Origin of the sequence: Roseburia porci (genome assembly GCF_009695765.1) — a bacterium.
Lineage (GTDB): Bacteria > Bacillota > Clostridia > Lachnospirales > Lachnospiraceae > Roseburia > Roseburia porci.
The window spans coordinates 186,868-212,756 of sequence record NZ_VUNI01000002.1; the positions used below are offsets into that span (position 1 = coordinate 186,868).

A 25,889-nucleotide genomic window follows, 5' to 3' on the forward strand; every position below is an offset into this window, starting at 1 on the left:
TTAAAATAGTTTGATAATCAAACTATTAAAGCGAATTGGAGGTCAGGGATAAGTATGGGCGAACATAAATGGAAAGAACTTCGGATTGGGGATAAAATTGCAAATCTTCCAATCATTCAGGGCGGAATGGGCGTTGGGATCAGCCTGAGCAGGCTGGCTGGCGCTGTTGCGAAAGAAGGCGGAGTCGGTGTGATCTCGACAGCACAGATTGGATATGATGAGGAAGGCTTTGAGAAAGATCAGGCGGGCTGCAACCGCAGAGCAATCCGAAAACACATCCAGTGCGCGAAAGAGATTGCATGTGGAAACGGACTTGTTGGTGTGAATATTATGGTAGCACTCAAGCATTATAAGGAGCATGTCAAAGAAGCTGTTGCAGCAGGCGCGGATGTAATTATCAGTGGCGCAGGGCTTCCAATGAGCCTTCCGGGGCTGATCGGTGAGAACTGCAAAACAAAGATTGCACCAATCGTTTCCTCAAAAAGAGCGACTCAGCTGATCCTCAAAATGTGGTCACACAAATATGACCGGACAGCGGATTTTATTGTGATAGAAGGACCGAAGGCGGGAGGTCATCTTGGATTTTCCAGAGAGCAGCTGGCACAGACAACAGATGCATCGTTTGATGAAGAAATCCAGAGTATCATCGACTGCAAAAAGGAATACGAAGAAAAATACGAAAAAGAGATTCCGGTTATCGTTGCAGGAGGGATTTTTGACGGAAAGGATATTTCCCATGCACTGGAACTTGGCGCAGATGGCGTGCAGATTGCGAGCCGCTTTGTTGCGACCGAGGAGTGTGATGCTTCTGAAGCATATAAACAGGCATATATTCATGCTGACGAAAAGGATGTTCAGATCATACAAAGCCCGGTGGGAATGCCAGGCAGAGCACTTCGAAACCGTTTTATAGAGCATCTCGAGAAGGCGAAAATGCCAATTTCAAAATGCTACAACTGTCTGGAAAAATGCAATCCTGCCAAAGTGCCATACTGCATCACAAAGGCTTTGATTGATGCGGTAAAAGGTGATGTGGATAACGGGCTTGTGTTCTGTGGCGCAAATGTCGGAAGAATCCATGAAATGACGACGGTTCATGCCCTGATGCAGGAACTTCTGTCCGGGATCCAGGCAACATAACCAAAAGTTATAAAACAAATGAAAATTACATATACAGCGGAATATTGACTTTCTAAATGGGCAGTGCTATTGTATCAGTTAACAAAGAGTAAATGCAAAGAACAGAATACGATCATCGGAATCAGGATGCGTACAGAGAACTGCCGGGTGGTGCGAGGCAGAGAATTCGTCTGATGATTATCCTCTGCGAGCAGTGCACTGAATTTTCTTATGAAATAGTAAGTGTTACCGGTTTCCTACCGTTACAAGGAACCTTATTTCTGTTTTGATGTATGGCAGAGATGAGAGTGAGAGGCCGTTTGATGCGGCAAGTAAAGTGGTAACGCGGAAGTATAAACCTTCGTCTTTATAAAAGGACGGAGGTTTTTTGTTTCGGATACTCTTTGCGAATATATAGAAGGGAGCCGCCAAATGGCGGGAGATTCAATGAATGGTTTAGTTATAGTTTTAATTGGTATCGTAGCTTTGGGCGCCGGCTATATGCTTTATGGTCGCTGGCTTGCCAAGAAATGGGGAATTGACCCAAATGCAAAAACCCCGGCTTATACACATGAGGATGGTGAGGACTTCGTTCCTTCTTCTAAGTTCACCGTATTTTCTCATCAGTTCTCATCAATCGCAGGTGCAGGACCTGTCACCGGACCGATTTTAGCATCGGTATTCGGATGGGTTCCAGTACTTCTCTGGCTGATCATCGGAGGATTATTCTTCGGAGCAGTACAGGATTTCGGTGCTTTATATGCATCTGTTAAAAACGAAGGAAAATCAATGGGGATGATCATTGAGAAGTACATCGGAAAAACCGGAAGAAAGCTCTTTATGTTATTCTGCTGGTTATTTACACTTCTGGTTATCGCAGCATTTACCGATATGGTTGCCGGAACCTTCATGGGAAAAGGCGTTGATGGTATGACTGCTGAAGTTAGTTATGCAAACTCCGCAGCAGCTTCAATTTCTATGTTATTTATCGTAGTTGCAGTAATTTTCGGAGTGATCCAGAAACATGTAAAAATGAACGAAGTTGTTCGTGCAATTGTTGCAATTGTTCTTCTGGTTGTAATGTTTGCAATCGGAATGAAACTTCCTTGGTATGCAACCAAAACAACATGGATCTACATTGTTATGGCTTATCTTTTCCTTGCATCTGTAATGCCAATGTGGCTTTTAATGCAGCCTAGAGATTATATGACAACTTTTATGCTGCTTGGTATGATCATCGGTGCTGTTGTTGGTGTCGTTGTTGCACATCCAACAATGCAGCTGAATGCATTTAATGGATTTAATGTAAACGGAAGCTACATGTTCCCGACATTATTCGTAACAATCGCCTGTGGTGCTGTATCCGGATTCCACAGCCTGGTATCTTCCGGAACATCATCTAAGACAATCAGCAATGAAAAAGATATGCCTATGGTTGGTTATGGTGCAATGATCGTTGAGTCTTTACTTGGTATCGTATCACTGGTTGTTGTTGGTGCCGTTGCTGTAAACGGAACAAAACCGGATGGAACACCATTTGCAATCTTCTCATCAGGTGTTGCAGGATTCTTAGAGAAACTTGGACTTCCAGTTCAGCTTGCAACTGTATTTATGACAATGTGCGTATCCGCACTTGCCCTTACTTCACTGGATTCCGTAGCCCGTATCGGACGTATGTCTTTCCAGGAACTGTTTTATGGTGATACAACAGATACTTCCAAAATGCCAACATGGCAGAAAGTGCTGACAAACAAATATTTTGCAACTGTAATCACATTGTTCTTCGGATATCTGTTAACACTTGGCGGATACAACAATGTATGGCCGCTGTTCGGATCAGCAAACCAGTTACTGGCAGCGTTAGTACTGATCGCACTGGCTGTATTCTTAAAGACAACAGGAAGAACCGGCTGGACATTATATATCCCAATGTTCGTTATGCTTGCAGTTACATTTACAGCTCTGATCCAGAAAACGATCGCACTTGTTGCAAATATCGCAGCTGGCCAGGCTACCTTCTTAGTAGACGGACTTCAGTTCATCGTTGCAATTCTTCTGATGGTACTTGGTGTACTTGTTGCATTCAGCTGCTTAAAGAAACTGTTTACAGCAAAGAAAGAAGAAGCATAAAAAGGATTTTTCCATACATAATACGCAAAAGCAAAACCTTCGGAGGCAGCTCCGGAGGTTTTTTGTTTTGGGCAAATTGCGAGCGGCTAATAAATTCTCCGTAAATAACGGAAAATAATTTATTACACCCAAAAAATTGCAGATTTCCACATAATACATAACAGATTCTCCGTGCCCAAAAGAAAATCATGGATTACACCGCCAAATACGGAAAAACTGTCGGTGCTTTCCGGTGAATTATCTGCAAATGAGATGCTTCCGTCCATCCGGCGGATGGCGAAGGAACTTGGAATTGGTATTATTACCGTGAAGCGTGCGTATGATGACCTGTGCCAGGAAGGACTGCTTGTCAGCATTCAGGGCCGGGGCGTTTTTGTAGCCGAGATCAATGCAAAGCAGGAAAAGGCAGCAAGGTTAGAGCAGCTGACACAGAAACTGCAAGAGATCAAAACATTTTGTGAAGGCGCCAGCATTTCGAAAGAGGAACTGCAGCACGCAGTAGATGAGATCTGGAAAGAAAGTTAACCAGTAGGCAATTAGCTATTAATTACCTGATTAATCAGGATAGGAGAGAAGAACATGGAACATGCAATTGAAATCAGAAATTTAAGTGTGCGGCTTCCGGGCTTTGCATTGTCCAACATTGATATGGATATTCCAAAGGGCTGTGTGACCGGACTTGTGGGGAAGAATGGCGCAGGAAAGACAACTTTGATCCAGACGATTACAGACCTGTATCTTCCATATAAAGGGATTGTGTCTTATGACGGTCTTATGCTGAACAAAGATGCACAGGCGATCAAAAACAAAATGGCAGTTGTATACGACAGCCTGTGTTATCCGGCTGACTGGAGTGCAGTAAAAACAGCCAAGTGGGCGGCAAAAATGTACCCATGTTTTGATATGGAAAAATGGCAGAAGCTTATGGAACGTTTTGAAATCAATGCCACAAAGAAAACGGGCTGTTTTTCAAAAGGAATGAAAACAAAGTTTATGTTTGCGATGGCGCTTGCGCGTGACCCGGAGATACTGATTCTGGATGAGCCGACAGCGGGACTGGACCCGGCAGCAAGGGCAGAACTTTTGGAACTGATCCAGGAATTTATGATGGACGAGGAGAAAACAGTCATTTTTTCCACGCATATTACAAGTGATCTGGAGAAAATCGCAGACTATATTGCGCTGATCGCAGAGGGGCATCTGGTGCTCATGGAAGAAAAGGATTCCCTGCTTGAACGGTATGCGGTTGTTCAGATTGGAAAAGAAGCAATGACCGATGAACTTTCCGGCAAAATGACCGGAGTCAGGGAAAACAGTTTTGGATATACCGGACTGACCAGTGAAAAGGAAATATTTCTCCATCTGCCGGGGGCAAAAGTAAAACGTGCAGAAATCGAAGATCTTATGATTTACGGGGAAGGGGGAAACAGGGACTGATGTTGAAAAAAATTGCGGCATATCAGAAATTATTGAGCAAACAGTGTGCACCGGTAAATGGTGTCGTGATGTTTCTTTTACTGATCCTGATATCAGGATTCGGGAACCAACTCGCTGTCCGGCTGGATCTTTCGGTGTGGCTGGTATGTTTTTACTGCCTGGTCGGAAGCGGGATGGCAGTTGCGGCGAGAGGAAGAACTGCCCGCACACTGCCGGTTTCCGATCATTTTGTGGTGGCCAATCTGATGTTTGTAACATTTCCGTTTTTGCTGGTGGTAACGTGGATTATCTTACTTTTGGTGTTTCGGATCGGAGCGCTTATCGCAGGTGATACCACCGTATGGAGCCGTATGATTGGTGGCGGAGATCTGCTGGAGGTTTTATTTGGGACGATGATTGCCATGACTGCGTGGTTTTGGACCTGTTATGGAGCATTTCACCGCTCGAAGCGAACAAGATGGTGCTGGAATGTGGCAGAACTGCTTCTTGGGATTGGCTTTGTGATAGGAATTTCCAACTGGATCAGATACACTGGAAAAAATGGAACCTATCGGATATCGGAACTGATCTGGATTGCACCAGTATGGGCGATGATGACAGGGATGCTGGCTGTTATGATCGTTTCCGGAGTAATCTGTTACAGAGGATGTCTGAGACTTTTCCGGTCTGATGTAAAAGGGCAGGAATCCGGGGCCTGGCAGGAGATTGAAGAAAGCGATGCAGCAACATCCAATATGGTGTCTGGGAAACGCACACTTCTTATCATTGCAGTACTTCTGATCGCAGTGACGATGTTCATTGTATTTTTTACATTGGATACGAAGGAAAATCTGAACAGTAAAACCAGGGAAATCATGAAGATCAATGCAGATGACCCGTCAGCTTACAATGACTGGGAGTCTTACTGGAACGATGTGCCAAAAGAACTGGTGGATACGTATGGACAGATTTTTCCGGAACTGACATCCGGTGCAGAATGCACGGAATATTATGCCCACGTGAATGAAAGCTATGGGGATGACTGGACCAGTATTTCATCTGTGATACGTTTTGCAGCAATAACGTATTCCGATGAGGAATACCAAAAGGAGATCAGACGTCTGGCTGATTATACCGTTACTTACGAGGGCGAGGATCAGGTTCCTGTTCCGGTAAATCATCTGCTGTATGATACGGAAAAGTTCGAATATGATGCTTATATCGCAAGCTATGATGACGAATATCAGTGTGAATATGCCCTGGCGGATGCAGACAACTTACGTATTTATTATGTATATGTGCTGGATGACAGTGTCAAATCGATTCCGACCAAAGCCGCAATCTGTCCCAAACATGCAGTGAAGGTAATTTCGCCGGAGGATGCCAATACAAAAAGCGGCGGTTTTTCGGTCTACAGTTTCCCGACGGAGGACGGAAGCTATGTGGAAATGTAGGGTAAATCGGGCCGGAAAGGTTGACTTTATCATGAAATTTTGATAGCATCAAGAGTGGAAACCGATGATTGAGAGTAGTAAATATATTGGAAAGTCACAGAGAACTGCAGATGCTGGGAATGCGGTACCGTAAGATATATGGAATGGACTCATGAGGGCAGCCCGAACGTTACAGATCAGTAGGCGCTGACGGATTCGAACCGTTATTTCGAGAGCATATGATAGTATGTGATAAACTTAGGTGGCTGATAGAGTAAGCTCTTATCCCTTTGCGGATAAGGGCTTTTTATGTAAAGGAGATTTTTAAGAACTCCTGCATGATCTCACCGAATTTCCTCACATACATATAACAGGAGGAAAATTACATGGACAAAATTATTTTAACAGGGGACAGACCAACTGGAAGACTTCATGTTGGCCATTATGTTGGTTCTTTACGGAGAAGAGTAGAACTGCAGAATTCAGGGGAATTTGATAAGATTTTTATTATGATCGCGGATGCACAGGCACTCACAGACAACTTCGATAATCCGGAGAAAATAAGACAGAATATTATTGAGGTTGCACTGGATTATCTTTCCTGCGGACTTGATCCTGCAAAATCCACATTATTTATTCAGTCTCAGGTATCTGAGCTGACAGAGCTTACGTTCTTTTACTCAAATCTTGTTACGGTATCCCGTTTACAGAGAAACCCTACGGTAAAATCCGAGATTAAGATGCGTAATTTTGAAGCCAGCATTCCGGTTGGATTTTTCAACTATCCGATCAGTCAGGCTGCTGATATTACAGCGTTTAAGGCAACAACGGTTCCGGTCGGCGAAGACCAGCTTCCGATGATCGAGCAGACAAGAGAGATCGTTCGTAAGTTTAACTCGATTTATGATGAAGTTCTGGTAGAGCCGGAGGTGCTTCTGCCAGATAACGAGGCATGTCTGCGTCTTCCTGGTATTGATGGAAAACAGAAAATGAGCAAGTCACTCGGCAACTGTATTTATCTTGCGGACACAGAGAAAGACGTTAAGACAAAGATTATGAGTATGTATACCGATCCTACCCACATTCAGGTGTCAGATCCGGGACATATTGAGGGCAATACGGTCTTTACCTATCTGGATGCATTCAGCACAAAGGCACATTTTGAAGAATATCTGCCGGAGTACAGTTGTCTGGATGAGTTAAAAGACCATTACAAACGCGGCGGACTTGGTGATGTAAAGATTAAAAAATTCCTGAACAATGTCATCCAGGAAGAACTTGCACCGATCCGTGCAAAAAGAGCGGAATATGAGAAGGATATTCCGACAGTTTATGACATTTTGAAAAAAGGCAGTGATGCAGCACGTGAAGTTGCAGCACAGACATTATCCGAAGTAAAACGTGCAATGAAAATCAATTACTTTGAGGATGAGGAGCTCATTCGGGCACAGGCTGAAAAGTACTCCGACATCCGGTAAACAAGGAGGCCAGTCATGGTAAAATATTGGAAAACAGATGATCGCCTGATCCATGAAGAAGTATGGGTGAATAATGGAGTCTGGGTACAGATGATCAATCCAACGGTCGCGGAAGGACAGGAAATCGCAGAAAAGCTGAATGTCGATATCGAAGATGTTCTGGCGGCTCTCGATGAGGAAGAGAGTTCCCGTATTGAGATGCAGGATGGTTATACTTTGATTCTGGTCGATATTCCAACGATCGAAATACGCCATGACAAAGAATCTTATACAACAATTCCTCTGGGTATTATTTTAACTCAGGATGAGATTGTAACGGTCTGTACAGAGGATACGCCGGTGCTTCAGGCATTTTTAAATAACCGCGTAAAGGAATTTTCCACAAAGAAAAAGCTGCGTTTTGTATACCAGATCCTGTATCGCATCTCTGCTCTGTATCAGAGTGATCTGCGTGTCATTGACAAGAAGCGTACTGAGATTGAGGAACGTGTCGGAGAGGACACCGAGGATGTGGATCTGATCGCACTTCATGAACTGGAATCCACACTCGTATATTTTGCAACATCACTTCGTGCGAATGGGGTGGTGCTTGACCGGCTGACCAGATACAAGAGACTTGAGCAGTATCCGGAAGATAAGGAACTTCTTGGAGATGTAATTGTCGAGAACAAACAGGCAATCGAGATGACAAGCATTTACCGAGACATCATAAACGGAACAAGAGAACTGATGTCTTCGGTTATTGATAACCGGTTGAATAACGTCATGAAGTATTTGACATCGATCACGCTTGTTATGGCGATTCCGACCATCATATCCGGAATATATGGAATGAACGTGGCCGCAGAATGGATGCCATTTGCCAAAACACCACACGGCTTCCTTATTATATGTGTGCTCATTCTGATCGTCTGCCTCATCATTCTTTTCATCCTCAGGAAGAAGAAGATGCTGTAAAATCAAAAATATCCATAAAACACATGATACTTTACAATGAACTTAAAGAACCTATGCATGAAAACGCAGGTACGCTTTCGCTATGTTGCCACTGGCAATGGTACATAAGGCGCTAAAGAACACCGCCTAAGTACCAGCCGTGGCAGAATACCTGCTTATTTCACTGCATAGGTTCTTCTGAGTTTCCGAAAATATTTATGTGTTTTATGGATATTTTGATTTTTACCGTTCGAAACGTCCACTTGCCCCGCATGGAAGAACAAGTCCATTGGAGGAGACTGGAAGTCCGATCTCATCTGCGGTGATAGTTCCGTGGAACTTTTTCAGCTCGGTATTCATCATGTAAGATAAAACAGCAGGCTGAAGGCCGGTCGTATAAGAGTTGATCAGGAAGAATAACGGATCATCAGAAAGCAGCTTTACACAAAGCTGAACCAGAGGGTAGATACAATCCTCGATCTTCCAGATCTCACCCTTTGGACCGCGTCCATAGGAAGGCGGGTCCATGATGATCGCATCATAATGGTTACCGCGGCGGATCTCACGCTCAACAAATTTTACACAGTCATCTACGATCCAGCGGATCGGAGCATCCTTAAGACCTGAAGAAACGGCGTTCTCTTTTGCCCAGGTCACCATACCTTTGGAAGCATCCACGTGTGTGACATGAGCGCCAGCAGCTGCGGCGGCAAGTGTTGCACCACCAGTGTATGCAAAAAGATTCAGGACTTTGATTGGGCGTCCTGCTTTGCGGATCTTAGCGGAGAACCAGTCCCAGTTGGCTGCCTGCTCCGGGAAAAGTCCGGTGTGCTTGAAACTGAATGGCTTCAGATTAAAAGTAAGTGATTGATAGTGGATGGTCCACTGCTTTGGCAGATCAAAGAACTCCCATTCGCCGCCGCCTTTTGCACTGCGGTGATAGTGTCCGTTCATGTGCTTCCATCCTTTTTCCTTCTTTGGGGTATCCCAGATTACCTGAGGGTCCGGGCGAACCAGTAAGTATTTTCCCCAACGCTCTAATTTCTCACCTTTGGAGCAGTCTATAACTTCATAATCTTTCCAACCATCTGCTAAAAACATAAATTGATAGATCCTTTCTTAAATGTGTTTCTTCTATTATAATAGGTATCTGTTAGAAAACCAAGAGCATTTTGAAAAAAATAAAAAAAGTACTTGCAATCCAGGACACACTAGTGTATACTATGTCTTGCTGTGGCATGATAGCTATGAAGCGTGAGGTTGCTGCCCACATGGCAGGTTTTCCGTGGAGCGAATGTCAAGTTAGGAAACTGACGGCAAGTCACTGTACAAACAACAAGGTCTACCATAGAGTAGAAACAACGTGTGAGAGTTTTTATGACACACACGGAGATGTGTACAGTCACCGCTTGTCGTACTGAAATTAAAGTGCGAAAAGGAGGCGACTTTTTTTATGGCAAGTCAAGTAATGAGAATCACATTGAAAGCTTATGATCATGAATTAGTTGATGGTTCAGCTAAGAAGATCATCGAGACTGTAAAGAAGAACGGATCACAGGTGAGCGGACCGGTGCCACTTCCAACTAAGAAGGAAGTTGTTACTATCTTAAGAGCTACTCACAAGTACAAAGATTCCCGTGAACAGTTCGAGCAGAGAACTCATAAGAGACTTATCGATATCATTGCACCAACACAGAAAACTGTTGACGCATTATCTCGTTTAGAGATGCCAGCTGGTGTTTACATTGATATCAAAATGAAAGAGAAATAAATCTTTCACCAATCCTTATTATTAAGGTAATGAAATGAATATCCCCGAATGGTTTATATACATGTTATATGACTGCTCTAGGATGAACGGTTCCGCTACTCTGACCGCAGGGTCGGGCATGAAGCGTTCCGCTGTAGAAAACAGGAGGTAAAGAAATGAAGAAAGCAATTTTAGCAACAAAAGTCGGAATGACTCAAATCTTCAACGCTGATGGCGTTTTAGTTCCAGTAACTGTTCTTCAGGCTGGTCCATGTGTTGTTACTCAGATCAAAACAGTTGAGAACGACGGATACAGTGCAGTACAGGTTGGATTTGTTGACAAGAAAGAAAAAGTTGTTAACAAAGATGCTAACGGCAAAAAAGAAATCAGAAACAGACATGGCGTTAACAAAGCTGAGATGGGACACTTTGCAAAAGCTGGTGTATCCGGAAAGAGATTTGTAAGAGAATTCAAATTCGAGAACGCTGATGAGTACAAATTAGCAGATGAAATCAAAGCTGACATCTTTGCAGAAGGCGACAAAATTGACGCTACTGCAATTTCTAAAGGTAAAGGTTTCCAGGGTGCTATTAAGAGATTAGGCCAGCACAGAGGACCTATGGCTCATGGTTCTAAATTCCATCGTCATCAGGGTTCCAACGGTGCATGTTCTTCACCAAGCCGCGTATTCAAAGGAAAAGGAATGCCTGGACATATGGGTAGCGTAAAAGTTACAACTCAGAATCTTGAAGTTGTAAGAGTTGACGCTGAGAACAACTTACTGCTTGTTAAAGGTGCTGTTCCAGGAGCAAAGAAAGCTCTTATCACAGTAAAAGAAACATGCAAGGTAGCTCGCTAATAGCGCTGAATAAGAAAGGAGGAACTTTACGATGGCTAAAGTAGCTGTTTATAATATGGAAGGCAAAGAAGTAGACACTATCGAATTAAGCGACGCAATCTTCGGTGTAGAAGTAAACGAACACTTAGTTCATATGGCTGTACTTCAGCAGCTTGCAAATAATCGTCAGGGAACTCAGAAAGCAAAAACACGTTCTGAAGTTCGCGGTGGCGGAAGAAAACCATGGAGACAGAAAGGAACCGGTCATGCAAGACAGGGATCTACAAGAGCTCCACAGTGGACTGGTGGTGGAATGGTATTCGCTCCAGTACCAAGAGATTACTCTTTCAAACTGAACAAGAAAGAAAAGAGAGCAGCATTAAAATCTGTTTTAACTTCTAAAGTGGCAGAGAGCAAATTCGTTGTAGTAGACGAGTTAAAGATGGATGAGATCAAAACAAAGAAATTTGTTGAGGTTATGAACAACTTAAAAGCAAACAAAGCTTTAGTTGTATTAAACGAGATGGATACAAACGTAATCGCATCTGCATCGAACATCCCAACAGTTAAGACAACTCAGACAAATGAGCTTAACGTATTTGATGTATTAAAATATGACACAGTAGTAGCTACAAAAGCTGCTGTTGCAACAATCGAGGAGGTGTATGCATAATGGCAAACGTACAGTATTATGATGTAATCCTCAAACCTGTAGTAACTGAGAAGAGTATGGCAGCTATGGCTGAGAAAAAATACACATTCTTAGTTCATCCAGAAGCAAACAAAACAATGATCAAAGAAGCAGTTGAAAGAATGTTCGAAGGAACAAAAGTTGCCAAAGTTAACACAATGAACTCTGACGGAAAGAACAAGAGACGTGGAATGAAAGTTGGCAAAACTGCTAAGACAAAGAAAGCTATCGTTCAGTTAACAGCTGACAGCAAAGATATCGAGATCTTCGCAGGCTTATAATTATAAAATAAGCAGAGCACCTCGGAAGCGAGCTTGCTGATTGCATTTAAACAGTCACAACACTCTGCTTATCGCGCATATGCGTCAGTAAAGACGCGATAATGAAAACGTTGAAAGGAGAAAAACAATGGGAATTAAGACATATAACCCATATACACCTTCCAGAAGAAATATGACTGGCTCTGATTTCTCTGAGATTACAAAAACAACTCCTGAGAAATCCCTTACAACTTCTTTAAAGAAGAACGCTGGTCGTAACAATCAGGGTAAAATCACAGTTAGACACCACGGTGGTGGAAACAGAAGAAAATACAGAATCATCGACTTCAAGAGAAGAAAAGATGGAATTCCAGCTACTGTAATCGGAATCGAATACGATCCAAACAGAACAGCAAACATCGCGCTGATCTGCTACGCAGATGGTGAGAAAGCATATATCCTTGCTCCTCAGGGTCTTACAGATGGCATGAAAGTCATGAACGGACCAGAAGCAGAAGTAAGAGTAGGAAACTGCTTACCACTTGAAAACATTCCAGTTGGTACTCAGATCCACAACATCGAGTTACTTCCAGGTAAGGGAGGACAGTTAGTTCGTTCTGCTGGATTAAGTGCTCAGTTAATGGCAAAAGAAGGAAAATACGCAACACTTCGTCTTCCTTCAGGAGAAATGAGATTAGTTCCTATCGGATGTAGAGCTACAATCGGTGTTATCGGAAACGGTGACCATAACCTCGTAAACCTTGGTAAAGCCGGACGTAAACGTCACATGGGTGTTCGCCCAACAGTTCGTGGTTCCGTAATGAACCCGAATGACCATCCACACGGTGGTGGAGAAGGCCGCGCTCCAATCGGACGTCCAGGTCCATGTACTCCATGGGGCAAACCTGCTCTTGGCTTAAAGACCAGAAAGAAGAACAAACAATCTAACAAGCTCATCGTAAGAAGAAGAGACGGTAGAGCGTTAAAATAATTAGGAGGTTAAATTAATGGCACGTTCACTTAAAAAAGGACCATTTGCTGATGAAAGCTTACTGAAAAAAGTAGACGCTATGAACGCTTCCGGTGACAAGTCTGTAATTAAGACATGGTCACGTCGTTCTACTATTTTCCCATCTTTCGTTGGACATACAATCGCTGTTCATGACGGTAGAAAACATGTTCCAGTATATGTTACTGAAGACATGGTTGGACACAAACTCGGAGAGTTCGTTGCAACCAGAACTTTCAAAGGACATGGAAAAGACGAGAAGAAATCAGGCGTTAGATAAGATTTTTTATTGAAAGGAGGTTTCATCCATGGCAAAAGGACATAGATCCCAGATTAAAAGAGAGAGAAATGAAGTTAAAGATACAAGACCTTCAGCAAAGTTATCTTTTGCTAGAATGTCTGTTCAGAAGGCTTGCTTCGTATTAGATGCAATCCGTGGTAAAGATGTTGAGACTGCACTTGCAATCGTAACATACAACCCAAGATACGCTTCAAGCGTAATTGAGAAATTATTAAAATCAGCGATCGCCAATGCTGAAAACAACAATGGTATGAAAGCAGAGAACCTTGTAGTAGCAGAGTGCTACGCTAACAAGGGACCAACAATGAAGAGAATCAAACCTAGAGCACAGGGTAGAGCTTACAGAATCGAAAAGAGAATGAGCCACATTACAATCGTGCTTGATGAAAGATAGGAGGGCAATTCATGGGACAGAAAGTCAATCCTCATGGCTTAAGAGTCGGTGTTATCAAAGATTGGGATTCTAAATGGTATGCTGATGCTGATTTCGCTGATTACTTAGTTGAAGATTACAATATCAGAACATTTTTAAAGAAAAAATTATACGCTGCTGGTGTTTCTAAGATCGAGATCGAAAGAGCATCTGACCGTGTAAAAGTTATCATCTACACTGCTAAACCAGGTGTTGTAATTGGTAAGGGCGGAGCTGAAATCGAGAAGGTTAAAGCAGAAGTTCAGAAACTTACAGACAAGAAGTTAGTAGTAGATATCAAAGAAGTAAAAAGACCAGACAAAGACGCTCAGTTAGTAGCTGAGAACATCGCATTACAGTTAGAGAACCGTGTTTCTTTCCGTCGTGCAATGAAGTCTTGCATGGGTCGTGCAATGAAAGCTGGATGCAAGGGTATTAAAACTTCTTGTTCCGGACGTCTTGGTGGAGCAGATATGGCTCGTACAGAGTTCTACTCTGATGGAACTATTCCACTTCAGACATTAAGAGCAGATATTGATTATGGATTCGCAGAAGCAGATACAACCTACGGTAAAGTTGGTGTTAAGGTTTGGATCTACAAAGGCGAAGTACTTCCTACAAAGGCCAATAAGGAAGGAGGAGCTCAGTAATTATGTTAATGCCAAAGAGAGTAAAACATCGTAAACAGTTCCGCGGTTCTATGGCTGGAAAAGCTTTAAGAGGAAATAAACTTACTTATGGTGAATATGGTATCGTATCATTAGAGCCATGCTGGATTAAAGCTAACCAGATCGAAGCAGCCCGTGTTGCTATGACAAGATATATCAAACGTGGTGGTAAAGTTTGGATTAAAATTTTCCCAGAGAAACCTGTAACTCATAAACCTATGGGAGTTCGTATGGGTAAAGGAAAGGGCGCCCTGGAATATTGGGTAGCTGTTGTGAAACCAGGTAGAGTATTATTTGAAATCTCCGGTGTACCGGAAGACGTAGCCAGAGAAGCATTACGTCTTGCTACACATAAATTACCTTGCAAATGTAAAGTAGTTTCTCGTGCAGATTTAGAAGGCGGTGAATCAAATGAAAACTAGTGCATATTTAGAAGAATTAAAATCACAGTCTGTAGCTGATTTACAGACAGAATTAGTTAACGCTAAAAAAGAACTTTTCAATTTAAGATTCCAGAACGCAACAAATCAGTTAGATAACACAAGCAGAATTAAGGAAGTTAGAAAAAACATCGCTAGAATTCAGACTGTTATCACCGAAAAAGCGAAAGTTGCTGAGTAATCCAATATCCTATCAGAAAGGAGACTTCGACCGTGGAAAGAAATCTTAGAAAAACACGTGTAGGTGTTGTTGTAAGCGATAAAATGGATAAAACAATCGTTGTAGCAGTAAGAGACAACGTAAGACATCCACTTTACAACAAGATCGTTAAAAAGACATATAAATTAAAAGCTCATGACGAGAACAACGATGCAAAGATCGGTGATACCGTCAGAGTTATGGAAACAAGACCATTATCTAAGGATAAGAGATGGAGACTTGTAGAAATCATGGAAAGAGCAAAATAATTAAAGGAGGCTACAAGCATGGTACAGCAGGAAAGCAGACTCAAAGTCGCAGATAACACTGGCGCAAAAGAGTTACTTGTTATCCGCGTAATGGGTGGATCTACCAGAAGATATGCGAACATCGGCGATGTGATCGTTGCTACTGTTAAAGATGCAACACCAGGCGGTGTTGTTAAAAAAGGTGACGTAGTAAAAGCCGTAGTTGTTCGTTCAGTAAAAGGTGCACGTCGTAAAGACGGTTCTTATATTAAATTCGATGAGAACGCTGCAGTTATTATTAAAGACGACAAAACTCCAAGAGGAACTCGTATCTTTGGACCAGTAGCTCGTGAGCTTCGTGAGAAACAGTTTATGAAGATTGTATCTCTGGCTCCAGAAGTATTATAGGAGGAACGAAGATGGCAAGTATGAAGATCAAAAAAGGCGATATGGTTAAAGTAATCGCTGGAAAAGATAAAGACAAAGAAGGCAAAGTTATTGCTGTAAACAGAAAAAACAATACACTTCTTGTTGAAGGCGTAAACATGGTTACAAAACATGCAAAACCAAGCATGGCTAACCAGCAGGGCGGAATCCTTCATCAGGAAGGACCTATTGATGCATCTAACGTTATGTATCTTCACAAAGGAACAGCTACTCGTGTAGGTTTCAAAATGGATGGAGATAAGAAAGTACGTTACGCAAAATCAACAGGCGACGTTATCGATTAATTGAAGAGAGGAGGACAGAGAGTTGAGTAGACTTAAAGAGCAGTACGATAATGAGATCAAAGACGCAATGATCAAAAAGTTCGGATATAAAAATGTAATGGAAGTTCCAAAGCTTGACAAGATCGTAGTAAACATGGGTGTTGGAGAAGCTAAGGAGAACGCTAAGATCCTTGAAGCAGCTGTAAAAGACATGGAAGCAATCACAGGTCAGAAAGCTGTAACAACTAAGGCTAAAAACGCTATCGCAAACTTCAAAATCAGAGAGAACATGCCAATCGGATGTAAAGTAACATTACGTGGCGAGAAAATGTATGAGTTCGCTGATCGTTTGATCAACTTAGCATTACCACGTGTACGTGACTTCAGAGGTGTTAACCCTAACGCATTTGATGGCCGCGGTAACTATGCACTTGGAATCAAAGAGCAGATCATCTTCCCTGAAATTGAATACGATAAAGTAGACAAAGTAAGAGGTATGGATGTAATCTTTGTTACAACAGCAAAAACTGACGAAGAAGCACGTGAATTATTGACTCTGTTCAATATGCCATTCGCTAAATAATTAGGAGGGAATTTTAATGGCTAAAACATCTATGAAAGTTAAACAGCAGCGTCCAGCTAAATTCTCTACTAGAGAATATACACGTTGCAGAATTTGTGGTCGTCCACATTCAGTTTTAAGAAAATACGGAATCTGCAGAGTATGTTTCCGTGAATTAGCATACAAAGGCCAGATCCCAGGAGTTAAGAAAGCTTCTTGGTAGGCCGAGAGCGATATGGTGAAAGCGCGCCTGATACAGGCGGAGCTTGACCCAGACTCCCCCATATAAGTTATGTATAAACAGATCAAAGGAGGAAATATACATCATGGTAACAAGTGATCCAATCGCAGATATGCTTACAAGAATTCGTAATGCAAACACTGCTAAACATGATACAGTAGATATCCCATCTTCTAAAATCAAAGTTGCTATCGCTGATATCCTTGTTAACGAAGGATTCATCGAGAAATATGAGATCGTTGAAGACGGTAACTTCAAATCTATCCGCGTTACTTTAAAATATGGCGCAGATAAAAACGAGAAAATCATCACAGGTATTAAGAGAATCTCTAAACCAGGTCTTCGTGTATACGCTGGTAAAGATGAAATCCCTTCAGTACTTGGTGGATTAGGAATTGCTATTCTTTCTACAAACCAGGGAATCATTACTGATAAAGAAGCTAGAAAGCTTCAGGTTGGTGGCGAAGTATTAGCATTTGTTTGGTAACAATTAACCATTATAAAATACAGGAGGTACGGGCATGTCACGTATAGGAAGAATGCCAATCGCAATCCCAGCAGGTGTAACTGTTGACATTGCAGAAAATAATCATGTGACTGTAAAAGGTCCTAAGGGAACTCTTGAGAGAACCCTTCCATCAGAGATGGACATCAAATTAGAAGGTGAAGAAGTAGTAGTTACAAGACCTAACGATTTGAAAAAAATGAAATCCTTACATGGATTAACAAGAACATTAATTCACAACATGGTAGTTGGTGTAACAGAAGGTTATACAAAAACACTTGAAGTGAATGGTGTAGGTTACAGAGCTTCTAAGGCTGGAAAGAAACTTACATTAAACTTAGGATATTCTCATCCGGTAGAAATGGAAGATCCAGAAGGTCTTGAGTCAGAAGTTCAGGATAATAAGATTATTATCAAAGGTATCGATAAAGAAAAAGTTGGCCAATACGCAGCTGAAATCAGAGATAAGAGAAGACCTGAACCTTACAAAGGAAAAGGTATCAAATATGCTGATGAAGTTATTAGACGTAAAGTTGGTAAGACTGGTAAAAAATAATTAAAGGAGTGGACAAGAAATGGTTAGTAAGAAATCAAGAACTGAAGTTCGTGAAAAGAAACATAGAAGAATGCGTAATCATCTTGCAGGTACAGCACAGCGTCCTCGCTTAGCTGTATTCAGAAGCAATAACCATATGTATGCTCAGATTATTGATGATACAGTTGGAAATACCCTTGTTTCTGCATCTACTCTTGACAAAGATGTTAAGGCAGAAGTAGAAAAGACTAATAACGTTGATGCAGCAGCACATCTTGGTACTGTTATTGCAAAGAAAGCATTAGATAAAGGTATTACAACTGTTGTCTTCGATAGAGGTGGCTTTATATATCAGGGCAAGGTAAAAGCATTAGCTGAAGCAGCAAGAGAAGCTGGCTTAGAGTTCTAGGAGTCCCCTATGAACTCCTGCTTCCATGGGCAATCCCTGGAAGAGTTAAAATTTTAGGAGGAAACAAACATGAAACGTGAAATCATTGATGCTAGTCAATTAGAATTAGTTGACCAGGTTGTTGACATCAAACGTGTAACAAAAGTTGTTAAAGGTGGACGAAACATGCGTTTCACAGCTCTCGTTGTTGTAGGTGACAAGAATGGTCATGTAGGCGCTGGTCTTGGTAAAGCAGCTGAGATTCCAGAAGCTATCCGTAAAGGAAAAGAAGACGCAATCAAGAGCATGATCAGTGTTAAATTAGACGAGAATAACTCTATTACACATGATGTAACTGGAAAACACACAGGTGCTTCCGTATTATTAAAGAAGTCTCCTGAAGGTACTGGTATTATCGCTGGTGGTCCAGCTCGTTCCGTATGCGAGATCGCTGGTATCTCAAATATCCGTACAAAATCTTTAGGATCTAACAATAAGCAGAACGTTGTACTTGCTACAATCGACGCTTTAAAACAGTTAAGATCCCCAGAAGAGGTTGCTAAACTTCGCGGTAAATCTGTAGAAGAAATCTTGGGTTAAGGAGGAATTGAAAGATGGCAGATAAGAAAGTAAAAGTTACACTTATTAAGTCAACAATTGGTGCAGTTCCTAAGAACAAGAAAACAATCGAAGCTCTGGGATTAACAAAATTAAACAAAACAGTTGAGTTACCAGATAACGCAGCTACACAGGGCGCGCTTCGTAAAGTTGCACCATATGTAAAAGTAGAAGAAGCATAATTAAAAAGACAAGGAGGTGCCGTAATGGATTTATCTAGTTTAAAAGCAGCTGAAGGATCAGTTCAGAGTGATAATTTCAGAAGAGGCCGTGGACACGGTTCAGGAAACGGTAAGACTGCTGGTAAGGGCCACAAAGGTCAGAAAGCTCGTTCTGGAGCACCTAGACCAGGTTTCGAAGGTGGACAGATGCCATTATACAGAAGATTACCTAAGAGAGGTTTCAAATGCAGAAACTCTAAGGAAATCGTTGGTATTAACCTTTCTGTATTAGAAAGATTCGATAATGACGCAGTAGTATCTGTTGAGACATTAGTAGAAGCAGGAATCGTAAAGAACGTTAGAGATGGCGTTAAGATTCTTGGAAATGGCGAACTTACTAAGAAGCTTACAGTTCAGGCAAATGCATTCAGTGCAAGCGCTAAAGAAAAAATCGAAGCTCTTGGTGGAAAAGCAGAGGTGATCTAATGCTCGAAACAGTCCGTAATGCATTTAAAATTAAAGATATCCGTAACCGGATCATCTTTACATTTTTAATGTTAATTGTCATCAGAATAGGAAGTCAGCTTCCTATTCCTGGTGTTGACGGCAAGGTATTCTCGGAATGGTTCAAGAACCAGACAGCAGACGGATTAAGTTTCTTCGATGCAGTTACAGGTGGTTCATTCTTAAACATGTCAGTGTTTGCGTTGAATATCACACCGTATATTACATCTTCCATCATCATGCAGCTGCTTACGATTGCAATTCCGAAGTTAGAGGAAATGCAACGTGACGGCGAAGAAGGAAGAAAGAAAATTGTTGAGATTACCCGTTACTTAACAATCGCACTTGGTCTCATTGAGTCAATTGCGATGGCAATTGGATTTTACAGAAGCGGATACTTGACAGATAAGAGCCCACTTACAATTATCATGATCGTGACATCACTTACTGCAGGCTCTGCTGTATTGATGTGGATTGGTGAACGTATTACGGAAAAGGGCGTGGGAAACGGTATTTCTATCGTATTGGTAATCAATATCATTTCCCGTATGCCGGAAGATCTGCTTTCCCTTTGGAATCAGTTCATTTCGGGCAAAAGCATCCCACAGGGAACTGTAGCAGCACTTGTTATTATTGCAATCATTGTTGCAATGGTATTATTCGTAGTGTTACTTCAGGGCGCTGAGAGAAGAATTCCTGTACAGTATTCCAAGAAGATTCAGGGAAGAAAACAGGTTGGTGGACAGCAGACCAATATTCCTTTAAAGGTAAATACCGGTGGTGTTGTTCCTGTCATCTTTGCACAGTCATTGATGCAGACTCCTGTTATCATCGCTTCTATTCTTGGTAAAGGACAGGGAACAGGATTTTGGAGTAAGGTATTAAAAGGATTATCCCAGTCAAACTGGTGTGATCCGGACAATATGATCTACAGCATTGGCTTAGTCGTATATATCATACTCATCATTGCATTTGCATACTTCTATACACAGATTACATTCAATCCGCTTGAAGTTGCAAATAATATGAAACGTTCTGGTGGATTTATCCCGGGTATCAGACCAGGTAAACCAACCAGTGATTACTTAAATCAAATATTAAATTATGTTGTCTTTATAGGTGCTGTGGCATTAGCGTTTGTTGCATTTGTCCCGATCTTCTTTAATGGTGTATTTGGTGCGAACGTTTCCTTCGGTGGAACATCCATCATCATTATCGTTGGAGTTGTAATTGAGACAGTAAAACAGATTGAATCACAGATGTTAGTACGTTACTATAAAGGATTCTTAAACGACTAATTGTACTTTGGAGATACTGGCATTGCCGTATCTCCATTCGTGCAATAAACATAGGAGATTGAAAATGAAAATTATCATGTTAGGCGCTCCAGGAGCAGGAAAAGGAACACAGGCAAAACAGATTGCAGCAAAATATCAGATTCCACATATTTCAACAGGAGATATTTTCCGTGCAAACATTAAAAACGGAACAGAATTAGGCAAGAAAGCAAAAACATATATGGATCAGGGCGCTTTAGTACCAGATGAGCTTACCTGTGATCTCGTTATGGATCGTATCCAGCAGGACGACTGTGCAAACGGATTCGTATTAGACGGATTCCCAAGAACAATTCCTCAGGCAGAAGCACTGGATGCAGCACTTGCAAAGATCAACCAGACAATGGATTATGCAATCGACGTTGATGTTCCGGATGAGAACATTGTAAAACGTATGGGCGGAAGACGTGCATGCTTAAACTGCGGCGCAACATACCACATCGTATTCAATCCTACCAAAGTAGAAGGTGTATGTGATGCCTGTGGCAGCAAGACCGTATTAAGAGATGATGACAAGCCAGAAACTGTTCAGAAACGTTTATCTGTATATCATGATCAGACACAGCCTCTTATCGATTACTATAAGAAGCAGAACATTTTAAAATCAGTTGACGGTACACAGCCAATGGATAAAGTATTCGCTGATATCGTTACAATTTTAGGTGAATAATTATGTCTGTAACGATTAAGTCTGCCAGAGAAATCGAACTGATGCGCGAGGCGGGAAGAATTCTTGCCAGAGTACATCAGGATCTGGGAAAAGAAATAAAGCCGGGAATGTCTACGCTTGACGTAGACAGACTTGGTGAGGAAATGATTCGAAGCTATGAATGCATTCCTTCTTTTAAAAATTACTGTGGCTATCCTGCATCAATCTGTGTTTCGGTAAACGAAGAAGTGGTGCACGGAATCCCACGTAAGGATAAGATCCTGCAGGAAGGCGATATCGTGAGCCTGGATGCGGGAGTCATCTACAAAGGATATCATTCAGACGCAGCGCGGACAGTTGCAGTCGGTGAGATCAGTAAAGAAGCACAGGATCTGATCGACCGGACGAGACAGAGCTTTTTCGAAGGAATGAAAAAGGCAGTTGCCGGAAAACATCTTCATGACATCGGAGCTGCGATCGGAACCTACGCAGAAAGCTTTGGCTACGGAGTCGTAAGAGACCTGGTTGGACATGGAATCGGAACACATCTCCACGAAGATCCGGAGATCCCGAATTTCAAACAGTTCCGGAGAGGCATCAAACTTCGCCCGGGAATGACACTTGCGGTAGAGCCGATGATCAACATGGGAACACCGGAAGTTGTATGGATGGATGATGAGTGGACCGTTGTGACAGAGGATATGTCCTTATCCGCACATTATGAGAATACGATCCTGATCACAGAAGGCAGGCCTGAGATCCTTTCATTGACAGAGGACGAGAAAGCGGCAGGTTTTCTGGATCTCTTTTAACAGATAATATAGATCCCGGAAGGGAATTCATTAGGAGGAATTAAGATATGTCAAAAGCAGACGTAATTGAAGTAGAAGGTGTTGTAGTTGAAAAATTACCAAATGCATTCTTTAAAGTAGAACTTGAGAATGGACATCAGATTTTAGCAACCATCAGTGGTAAATTAAGAATGAACTTCATTCGTATTTTACCGGGAGATAAAGTAACAATTGAAATGTCACCATATGATCTGACAAAGGGCAGAATTATCTGGCGTGACAAATAAAAAAGTGATTGACTTCCAGGTGCCCGATGTGTATAATGTTATACGGACACTTTTGGAAAGTACCCATGAAAGCTTATAAAAGCCGTTAAATTGGGGCTTTTAGAGAGAAAGGAGGATTTGCTGTGAAGGTAAGATCATCAGTTAAACCTATTTGCGAAAAATGCAAAGTCATTAAAAGAAAAGGAAGCATCAGAATTATCTGCGAGAATCCTAAGCATAAACAGAGACAGGGTTAATCGGCTTCCAAATTATTTATTATGTGCGGCTGCAGCGCAATACCATTGTGCTGTTTCATAATAAAACAGCAGCATAAGCTGGGGATTTACTATAATACCGAGTGGTAGATCCGAAATATGCGAAGACTGCCTTTAGGCGATGAATTGAACAATATGGTAAAAGTATTCGTATGCACACATTTCAGGGCGTGCAACCGTAGCTGTATGCGGGTATTTTTCGGATGAGATATATGGTTGCAGATATATCGTTACTATAATAATCAGGAAAATTTTATGGAGGTGTAAACACACATGGCTCGTATTGCAGGTGTAGATTTACCAAGAGAAAAACGTGTTGAGATCGGTTTAACTTACATTTACGGAATCGGAAGAGTAAGTTCTAATCGTATCCTTGAAGCAGCTAACGTAGATCCTAACACTCGTGTTAGAGATTTAACTGACGAAGAAGTAAAGAGAATCAGCGCAGTCATCGATGAGACACAGACTGTAGAAGGTGATTTAAGAAGAGAGATCGCTCTTAATATTAAGAGACTTCAGGAAATCGGATGCTATCGTGGAATCCGTCATAGAAAAGGACTTCCAGTTCGTGGTCAGAAAACAAAGACCAACGCAAGAACAAGAAAAGGTCCTAAGAGAACTGTTGCTAATAAGAAAAAATAATCGGTGAATACAGAGGTATTCCTTATATAGTAACGTAACATTTTGAATAATAAGAAAGTAGGTTAGTTTAGATATGGCTAAGAACGTTGCAAAGAAAACAACTAAAAAGCGTGTAAAGAAAAACGTTGAACGCGGACAGGCACATATTCAGTCATCTTTTAATAATACAATCGTAACTATTACTGATACTGAGGGTAATGCTTTATCATGGGCAAGTGCTGGTGGTCTTGGATTTAGAGGTTCAAAGAAATCTACTCCATATGCTGCACAGATGGCAGCTGAGACAGCTACAAAGGCAGCTTTAATTCATGGCTTAAAAACAGTTGACGTTATGGTTAAAGGACCAGGATCTGGTAGAGAAGCCGCTATCAGAGCTCTTTCCGCTTGTGGTCTTGAAGTTACTTCCATCAAAGACGTAACTCCAGTACCTCACAATGGATGTCGTCCACCAAAACGCAGAAGAGTTTAATTAGGAGGTATAGATTAAGATGGCAGTTAATAAAGTACCTGTACTGAAAAGATGCAGATCCCTTGGATTAGAACCAAGTTATTTAGGATATGATAAGAAATCCAAAAGAAATTTACAGAGAGCAAACAAGAAGGTTTCTGAGTATGGCCTTCAGTTAAGAGAGAAACAGAAAGCAAAATTCATCTATGGTGTATTAGAGAAACCTTTCCATAACTACTATGAGAAAGCTGACCAGATGAAAGGCATGACTGGTACAAACTTAATGACAATTCTTGAGTCCAGACTGGATAACGTAGTATTCCGTCTTGGATTTGCTCGTACAAGAAAAGAAGCTAGACAGGTTGTTGACCATAAATTCGTTACAGTAAACGGAAAAGTTGTTAACATTCCTTCTTACTTAGTAAAAGCTGGAGACGTAATCGAAATCAAAGAGAGCAAAAAAGGCATCCAGCGTATGAAAGATATCGTTGAAGTTGCAGGCGGAAGAATCGTACCAGAATGGTTAGATGTTGACGCTGAGAAATTACAGGGAACTGTAAAAGAATTACCAACACGTGAGCAGATCGACGTTCCAGTTGATGAAATGCTTATCGTCGAGTTATACTCTAAATAATATAGCCGTTATTAAGCGGATTAGAACTTTTGTCAGAAGCGGATTGGGTGCTTGCACCATAATCTGCTTCCGGCTATCTATAGAGATATATGATTTTTCCGGGAAAATAGTACCGGAGGAAGCAGTATGACTTAAAAACTAGCAACGATACCCGAGAAGGAGGGACTTTGTAGTGTTCGATTTTGAAAAACCAAAAATTGAAATCGCTGAAATTTCAGAAGACAAAAAATACGGCAGATTTGTTGTAGAACCTTTGGAAAGAGGATATGGTACAACACTTGGTAATTCTTTAAGAAGAATCATGCTTTCTTCATTACCAGGAGCAGCTGTAAGCCAGGTTAAGATTGATGGTGTTTTACATGAATTCAGTTCTATTCCAGGAGTTAAGGAAGATGTTACTGAGATCATCATGAACATCAAATGTCTTGCTATTAGAAATAATAGCTCTACTAATGAACCAAAAGTTGCTTATATTGAATTCGAAGGGGAAGGCGTTGTTACAGCAGCTGATATTCAGGTTGACTCCGATATCGAGATCATGAACCCGGATTTAGTAATTGCTCACTTAAATGGCGGAGCTGAAAGCAAGTTATACATGGAGCTTACAATCACAAAAGGAAGAGGATATGTAAGCGCTGATAAGAATAAGACAGAGGATACTCCAATCGGTGTGATCGCTGTTGATTCTATCTATACTCCGGTAGAGCGTGTAAATTTAACAATTGAGAATACCCGTGTTGGTCAGATCACTGACTACGATAAGCTCACATTAGATGTATATACCAACGGAACATTAGAGCCAGACGAGGCTGTATCACTTGCAGCAAAAGTTCTGAGCGAGCATCTGAACCTCTTCATCGACTTATCTGATGCTGCACAGCAGGCAGAAGTAATGATCGAGAAAGAGAACGATGCAAAAGAGAAAGTTCTTGAGATGAACATCGATGAGCTTGAACTGTCTGTACGTTCTTACAACTGCTTAAAGAGAGCAGGAATCAACACTGTTGAGGAACTTACAAACAGAACACCTGAAGATATGATGAAGGTTCGTAACCTTGGACGCAAATCTTTAGAAGAAGTATTAGCGAAGTTAAAAGAATTAGGATTACAGTTAAATCAGGGTGAAGACTAATCAATCGCCTAACCCTTTTTTATAACTCATATAGGCAGAACCAGTAAGACCGAAGAGCGTGGCCTATGTCTAACTCATGAGTGGCACCTGGCAGCAATGCTGCCACAACAAGATTACACATTCGGTAAGTAAGACCAAAGAGCGTGGCCGGATGTTCCACAA

38 protein-coding genes are annotated in these 25,889 nt (G+C 41.6%); 37 read left to right on the forward strand and 1 reads right to left on the reverse strand.

All coding sequences use genetic code 11. The features are described 5' to 3' along the window. Positions 1–54: 54 nt before the first annotated feature. The 7 genes from FYJ75_RS02265 (at position 55) to FYJ75_RS02295 (ending at position 8,533) form a co-directional block, all read left to right on the forward strand. Complete coding sequence (locus FYJ75_RS02265; protein ID WP_154428409.1) at positions 55–1,140, forward strand: NAD(P)H-dependent flavin oxidoreductase; 1,086 nt, start codon at positions 55–57, stop codon at positions 1,138–1,140. A 426-nt stretch (positions 1,141–1,566) separates the two neighbouring features. Next, the gene (locus FYJ75_RS02270; protein ID WP_154428411.1) at positions 1,567–3,249 is read left to right on the forward strand and encodes a carbon starvation CstA family protein; all 1,683 of its coding nucleotides are present in this window, start codon (positions 1,567–1,569) and stop codon (positions 3,247–3,249) included. Between the two features lie 171 nt (positions 3,250–3,420). Beyond that, the gene (locus FYJ75_RS02275; RefSeq protein ID WP_154428413.1) at positions 3,421–3,774 is read left to right on the forward strand and encodes a GntR family transcriptional regulator; all 354 of its coding nucleotides are present in this window, start codon (positions 3,421–3,423) and stop codon (positions 3,772–3,774) included. A 54-nt stretch (positions 3,775–3,828) separates the two neighbouring features. After that, a complete protein-coding gene (locus FYJ75_RS02280) occupies positions 3,829–4,686 on the forward strand; it encodes an ABC transporter ATP-binding protein (protein WP_154428415.1) in 858 nt (285 codons plus the stop codon). After that, the gene (locus FYJ75_RS02285) at positions 4,686–6,119 is read left to right on the forward strand and encodes a hypothetical protein (RefSeq protein WP_154428417.1); all 1,434 of its coding nucleotides are present in this window, start codon (positions 4,686–4,688) and stop codon (positions 6,117–6,119) included. Before FYJ75_RS02280 ends, FYJ75_RS02285 begins: the two co-directional genes overlap by 1 nt. Positions 6,120–6,484: 365 nt before the next feature. Next, complete coding sequence (trpS, locus tag FYJ75_RS02290; RefSeq protein WP_154428419.1) at positions 6,485–7,576, forward strand: tryptophan--tRNA ligase; 1,092 nt, start codon at positions 6,485–6,487, stop codon at positions 7,574–7,576. A 15-nt stretch (positions 7,577–7,591) separates the two neighbouring features. Next, complete coding sequence (locus FYJ75_RS02295; RefSeq protein ID WP_154428421.1) at positions 7,592–8,533, forward strand: magnesium transporter CorA family protein; 942 nt, start codon at positions 7,592–7,594, stop codon at positions 8,531–8,533. 222 nt (positions 8,534–8,755) lie between these two features. Here the strand turns inward: FYJ75_RS02295 and FYJ75_RS02300 are convergent, their stop codons facing one another. Next, positions 8,756–9,613 (reverse strand): class I SAM-dependent methyltransferase, encoded by an 858-nt coding sequence (locus tag FYJ75_RS02300; protein ID WP_154428423.1) that lies wholly within the window; start codon positions 9,611–9,613, stop codon positions 8,756–8,758. Between the two features lie 352 nt (positions 9,614–9,965). On the opposite strand from FYJ75_RS02300, the gene rpsJ reads away from it, so the two are divergent. The 30 genes from rpsJ to FYJ75_RS02450 all read left to right on the forward strand — a co-directional run bounded on the left by rpsJ (position 9,966) and on the right by FYJ75_RS02450 (position 25,727). Then, a complete protein-coding gene (rpsJ, locus tag FYJ75_RS02305; protein ID WP_154428425.1) occupies positions 9,966–10,283 on the forward strand; it encodes a 30S ribosomal protein S10 in 318 nt (105 codons plus the stop codon). 155 nt (positions 10,284–10,438) lie between these two features. Beyond that, a complete protein-coding gene (gene rplC, locus FYJ75_RS02310) occupies positions 10,439–11,122 on the forward strand; it encodes a 50S ribosomal protein L3 (protein ID WP_154428427.1) in 684 nt (227 codons plus the stop codon). Positions 11,123–11,153: 31 nt separating this feature from the next. Continuing rightward, on the forward strand, positions 11,154–11,774 hold the full coding sequence (gene rplD, locus FYJ75_RS02315; RefSeq protein WP_154428429.1) for a 50S ribosomal protein L4: 621 nt from the start codon (positions 11,154–11,156) through the stop codon (positions 11,772–11,774). Further along, a complete protein-coding gene (rplW, locus tag FYJ75_RS02320; protein WP_154428431.1) occupies positions 11,774–12,073 on the forward strand; it encodes a 50S ribosomal protein L23 in 300 nt (99 codons plus the stop codon). The genes rplD and rplW overlap by 1 nt, the downstream gene beginning before the upstream one ends. Positions 12,074–12,200: 127 nt before the next feature. Then, positions 12,201–13,043: a 50S ribosomal protein L2 gene (gene rplB, locus FYJ75_RS02325; protein ID WP_154428433.1), complete on the forward strand. Its 843-nt coding sequence runs from the start codon at positions 12,201–12,203 to the stop codon at positions 13,041–13,043. 16 nt (positions 13,044–13,059) lie between these two features. Then, complete coding sequence (gene rpsS / locus FYJ75_RS02330) at positions 13,060–13,341, forward strand: 30S ribosomal protein S19 (protein ID WP_154428435.1); 282 nt, start codon at positions 13,060–13,062, stop codon at positions 13,339–13,341. A 28-nt stretch (positions 13,342–13,369) separates the two neighbouring features. Further along, positions 13,370–13,756 (forward strand): 50S ribosomal protein L22, encoded by a 387-nt coding sequence (gene rplV / locus FYJ75_RS02335; protein WP_154428437.1) that lies wholly within the window; start codon positions 13,370–13,372, stop codon positions 13,754–13,756. An 11-nt stretch (positions 13,757–13,767) separates the two neighbouring features. Beyond that, complete coding sequence (rpsC, locus tag FYJ75_RS02340) at positions 13,768–14,424, forward strand: 30S ribosomal protein S3 (RefSeq protein ID WP_154428439.1); 657 nt, start codon at positions 13,768–13,770, stop codon at positions 14,422–14,424. 2 nt (positions 14,425–14,426) lie between these two features. Then, the gene (gene rplP / locus FYJ75_RS02345) at positions 14,427–14,864 is read left to right on the forward strand and encodes a 50S ribosomal protein L16 (RefSeq protein WP_154428441.1); all 438 of its coding nucleotides are present in this window, start codon (positions 14,427–14,429) and stop codon (positions 14,862–14,864) included. Beyond that, positions 14,854–15,063, forward strand: coding sequence for a 50S ribosomal protein L29 (gene rpmC / locus FYJ75_RS02350; RefSeq protein WP_154428443.1), 210 nt, complete (start codon positions 14,854–14,856; stop codon positions 15,061–15,063). The genes rplP and rpmC overlap by 11 nt, the downstream gene beginning before the upstream one ends. Before the next feature lie 32 nt (positions 15,064–15,095). Then, positions 15,096–15,350, forward strand: a complete 255-nt coding sequence (gene rpsQ / locus FYJ75_RS02355; protein ID WP_328596831.1) for a 30S ribosomal protein S17 — start codon at positions 15,096–15,098, stop codon at positions 15,348–15,350. Positions 15,351–15,368: 18 nt separating this feature from the next. Further along, a complete protein-coding gene (gene rplN / locus FYJ75_RS02360; protein WP_014080983.1) occupies positions 15,369–15,737 on the forward strand; it encodes a 50S ribosomal protein L14 in 369 nt (122 codons plus the stop codon). 11 nt (positions 15,738–15,748) lie between these two features. After that, a complete protein-coding gene (gene rplX / locus FYJ75_RS02365; protein WP_154428445.1) occupies positions 15,749–16,060 on the forward strand; it encodes a 50S ribosomal protein L24 in 312 nt (103 codons plus the stop codon). A 22-nt stretch (positions 16,061–16,082) separates the two neighbouring features. Then, on the forward strand, positions 16,083–16,622 hold the full coding sequence (gene rplE / locus FYJ75_RS02370) for a 50S ribosomal protein L5 (RefSeq protein ID WP_154428446.1): 540 nt from the start codon (positions 16,083–16,085) through the stop codon (positions 16,620–16,622). A 16-nt stretch (positions 16,623–16,638) separates the two neighbouring features. Further along, entirely contained in the window at positions 16,639–16,824 is a 186-nt protein-coding gene (locus FYJ75_RS02375; protein WP_154428448.1) for a type Z 30S ribosomal protein S14, read from the forward strand. Between the two features lie 103 nt (positions 16,825–16,927). Further along, positions 16,928–17,329, forward strand: coding sequence for a 30S ribosomal protein S8 (rpsH, locus tag FYJ75_RS02380; protein WP_154428450.1), 402 nt, complete (start codon positions 16,928–16,930; stop codon positions 17,327–17,329). A 34-nt stretch (positions 17,330–17,363) separates the two neighbouring features. Next, positions 17,364–17,903 carry a 50S ribosomal protein L6 gene (gene rplF, locus FYJ75_RS02385; protein ID WP_154428452.1) on the forward strand — a complete coding sequence of 180 codons (540 nt, stop codon included), beginning with the start codon at positions 17,364–17,366 and terminating at the stop codon, positions 17,901–17,903. A gap of 19 nt (positions 17,904–17,922) precedes the next feature. Continuing rightward, complete coding sequence (gene rplR, locus FYJ75_RS02390; protein ID WP_154428454.1) at positions 17,923–18,291, forward strand: 50S ribosomal protein L18; 369 nt, start codon at positions 17,923–17,925, stop codon at positions 18,289–18,291. A gap of 69 nt (positions 18,292–18,360) precedes the next feature. Next, on the forward strand, positions 18,361–18,870 hold the full coding sequence (rpsE, locus tag FYJ75_RS02395) for a 30S ribosomal protein S5 (RefSeq protein WP_154428456.1): 510 nt from the start codon (positions 18,361–18,363) through the stop codon (positions 18,868–18,870). 14 nt (positions 18,871–18,884) lie between these two features. Beyond that, positions 18,885–19,070 carry a 50S ribosomal protein L30 gene (rpmD, locus tag FYJ75_RS02400; protein ID WP_022749225.1) on the forward strand — a complete coding sequence of 62 codons (186 nt, stop codon included), beginning with the start codon at positions 18,885–18,887 and terminating at the stop codon, positions 19,068–19,070. A gap of 24 nt (positions 19,071–19,094) precedes the next feature. Then, positions 19,095–19,535: a 50S ribosomal protein L15 gene (gene rplO / locus FYJ75_RS02405; protein WP_154428458.1), complete on the forward strand. Its 441-nt coding sequence runs from the start codon at positions 19,095–19,097 to the stop codon at positions 19,533–19,535. Next, positions 19,535–20,851 carry a preprotein translocase subunit SecY gene (gene secY, locus FYJ75_RS02410; protein WP_154428460.1) on the forward strand — a complete coding sequence of 439 codons (1,317 nt, stop codon included), beginning with the start codon at positions 19,535–19,537 and terminating at the stop codon, positions 20,849–20,851. Before rplO ends, secY begins: the two co-directional genes overlap by 1 nt. A gap of 64 nt (positions 20,852–20,915) precedes the next feature. After that, positions 20,916–21,560: an adenylate kinase gene (locus FYJ75_RS02415; RefSeq protein ID WP_154428462.1), complete on the forward strand. Its 645-nt coding sequence runs from the start codon at positions 20,916–20,918 to the stop codon at positions 21,558–21,560. Between the two features lie 2 nt (positions 21,561–21,562). Further along, the gene (map, locus tag FYJ75_RS02420) at positions 21,563–22,351 is read left to right on the forward strand and encodes a type I methionyl aminopeptidase (RefSeq protein WP_154428464.1); all 789 of its coding nucleotides are present in this window, start codon (positions 21,563–21,565) and stop codon (positions 22,349–22,351) included. 47 nt (positions 22,352–22,398) lie between these two features. Continuing rightward, positions 22,399–22,617 carry a translation initiation factor IF-1 gene (gene infA / locus FYJ75_RS02425; RefSeq protein WP_012741348.1) on the forward strand — a complete coding sequence of 73 codons (219 nt, stop codon included), beginning with the start codon at positions 22,399–22,401 and terminating at the stop codon, positions 22,615–22,617. A gap of 122 nt (positions 22,618–22,739) precedes the next feature. Then, on the forward strand, positions 22,740–22,853 hold the full coding sequence (gene rpmJ / locus FYJ75_RS02430) for a 50S ribosomal protein L36 (RefSeq protein ID WP_003022746.1): 114 nt from the start codon (positions 22,740–22,742) through the stop codon (positions 22,851–22,853). Positions 22,854–23,144: 291 nt separating this feature from the next. Next, positions 23,145–23,513 (forward strand): 30S ribosomal protein S13, encoded by a 369-nt coding sequence (gene rpsM, locus FYJ75_RS02435; protein WP_154428466.1) that lies wholly within the window; start codon positions 23,145–23,147, stop codon positions 23,511–23,513. Positions 23,514–23,586: 73 nt separating this feature from the next. Beyond that, positions 23,587–23,982 (forward strand): 30S ribosomal protein S11, encoded by a 396-nt coding sequence (rpsK, locus tag FYJ75_RS02440; protein WP_154428468.1) that lies wholly within the window; start codon positions 23,587–23,589, stop codon positions 23,980–23,982. Between the two features lie 19 nt (positions 23,983–24,001). Next, positions 24,002–24,595, forward strand: coding sequence for a 30S ribosomal protein S4 (gene rpsD, locus FYJ75_RS02445; RefSeq protein WP_154428470.1), 594 nt, complete (start codon positions 24,002–24,004; stop codon positions 24,593–24,595). 172 nt (positions 24,596–24,767) lie between these two features. Then, complete coding sequence (locus FYJ75_RS02450) at positions 24,768–25,727, forward strand: DNA-directed RNA polymerase subunit alpha (RefSeq protein ID WP_328596836.1); 960 nt, start codon at positions 24,768–24,770, stop codon at positions 25,725–25,727. Positions 25,728–25,889 lie beyond the last annotated feature (162 nt).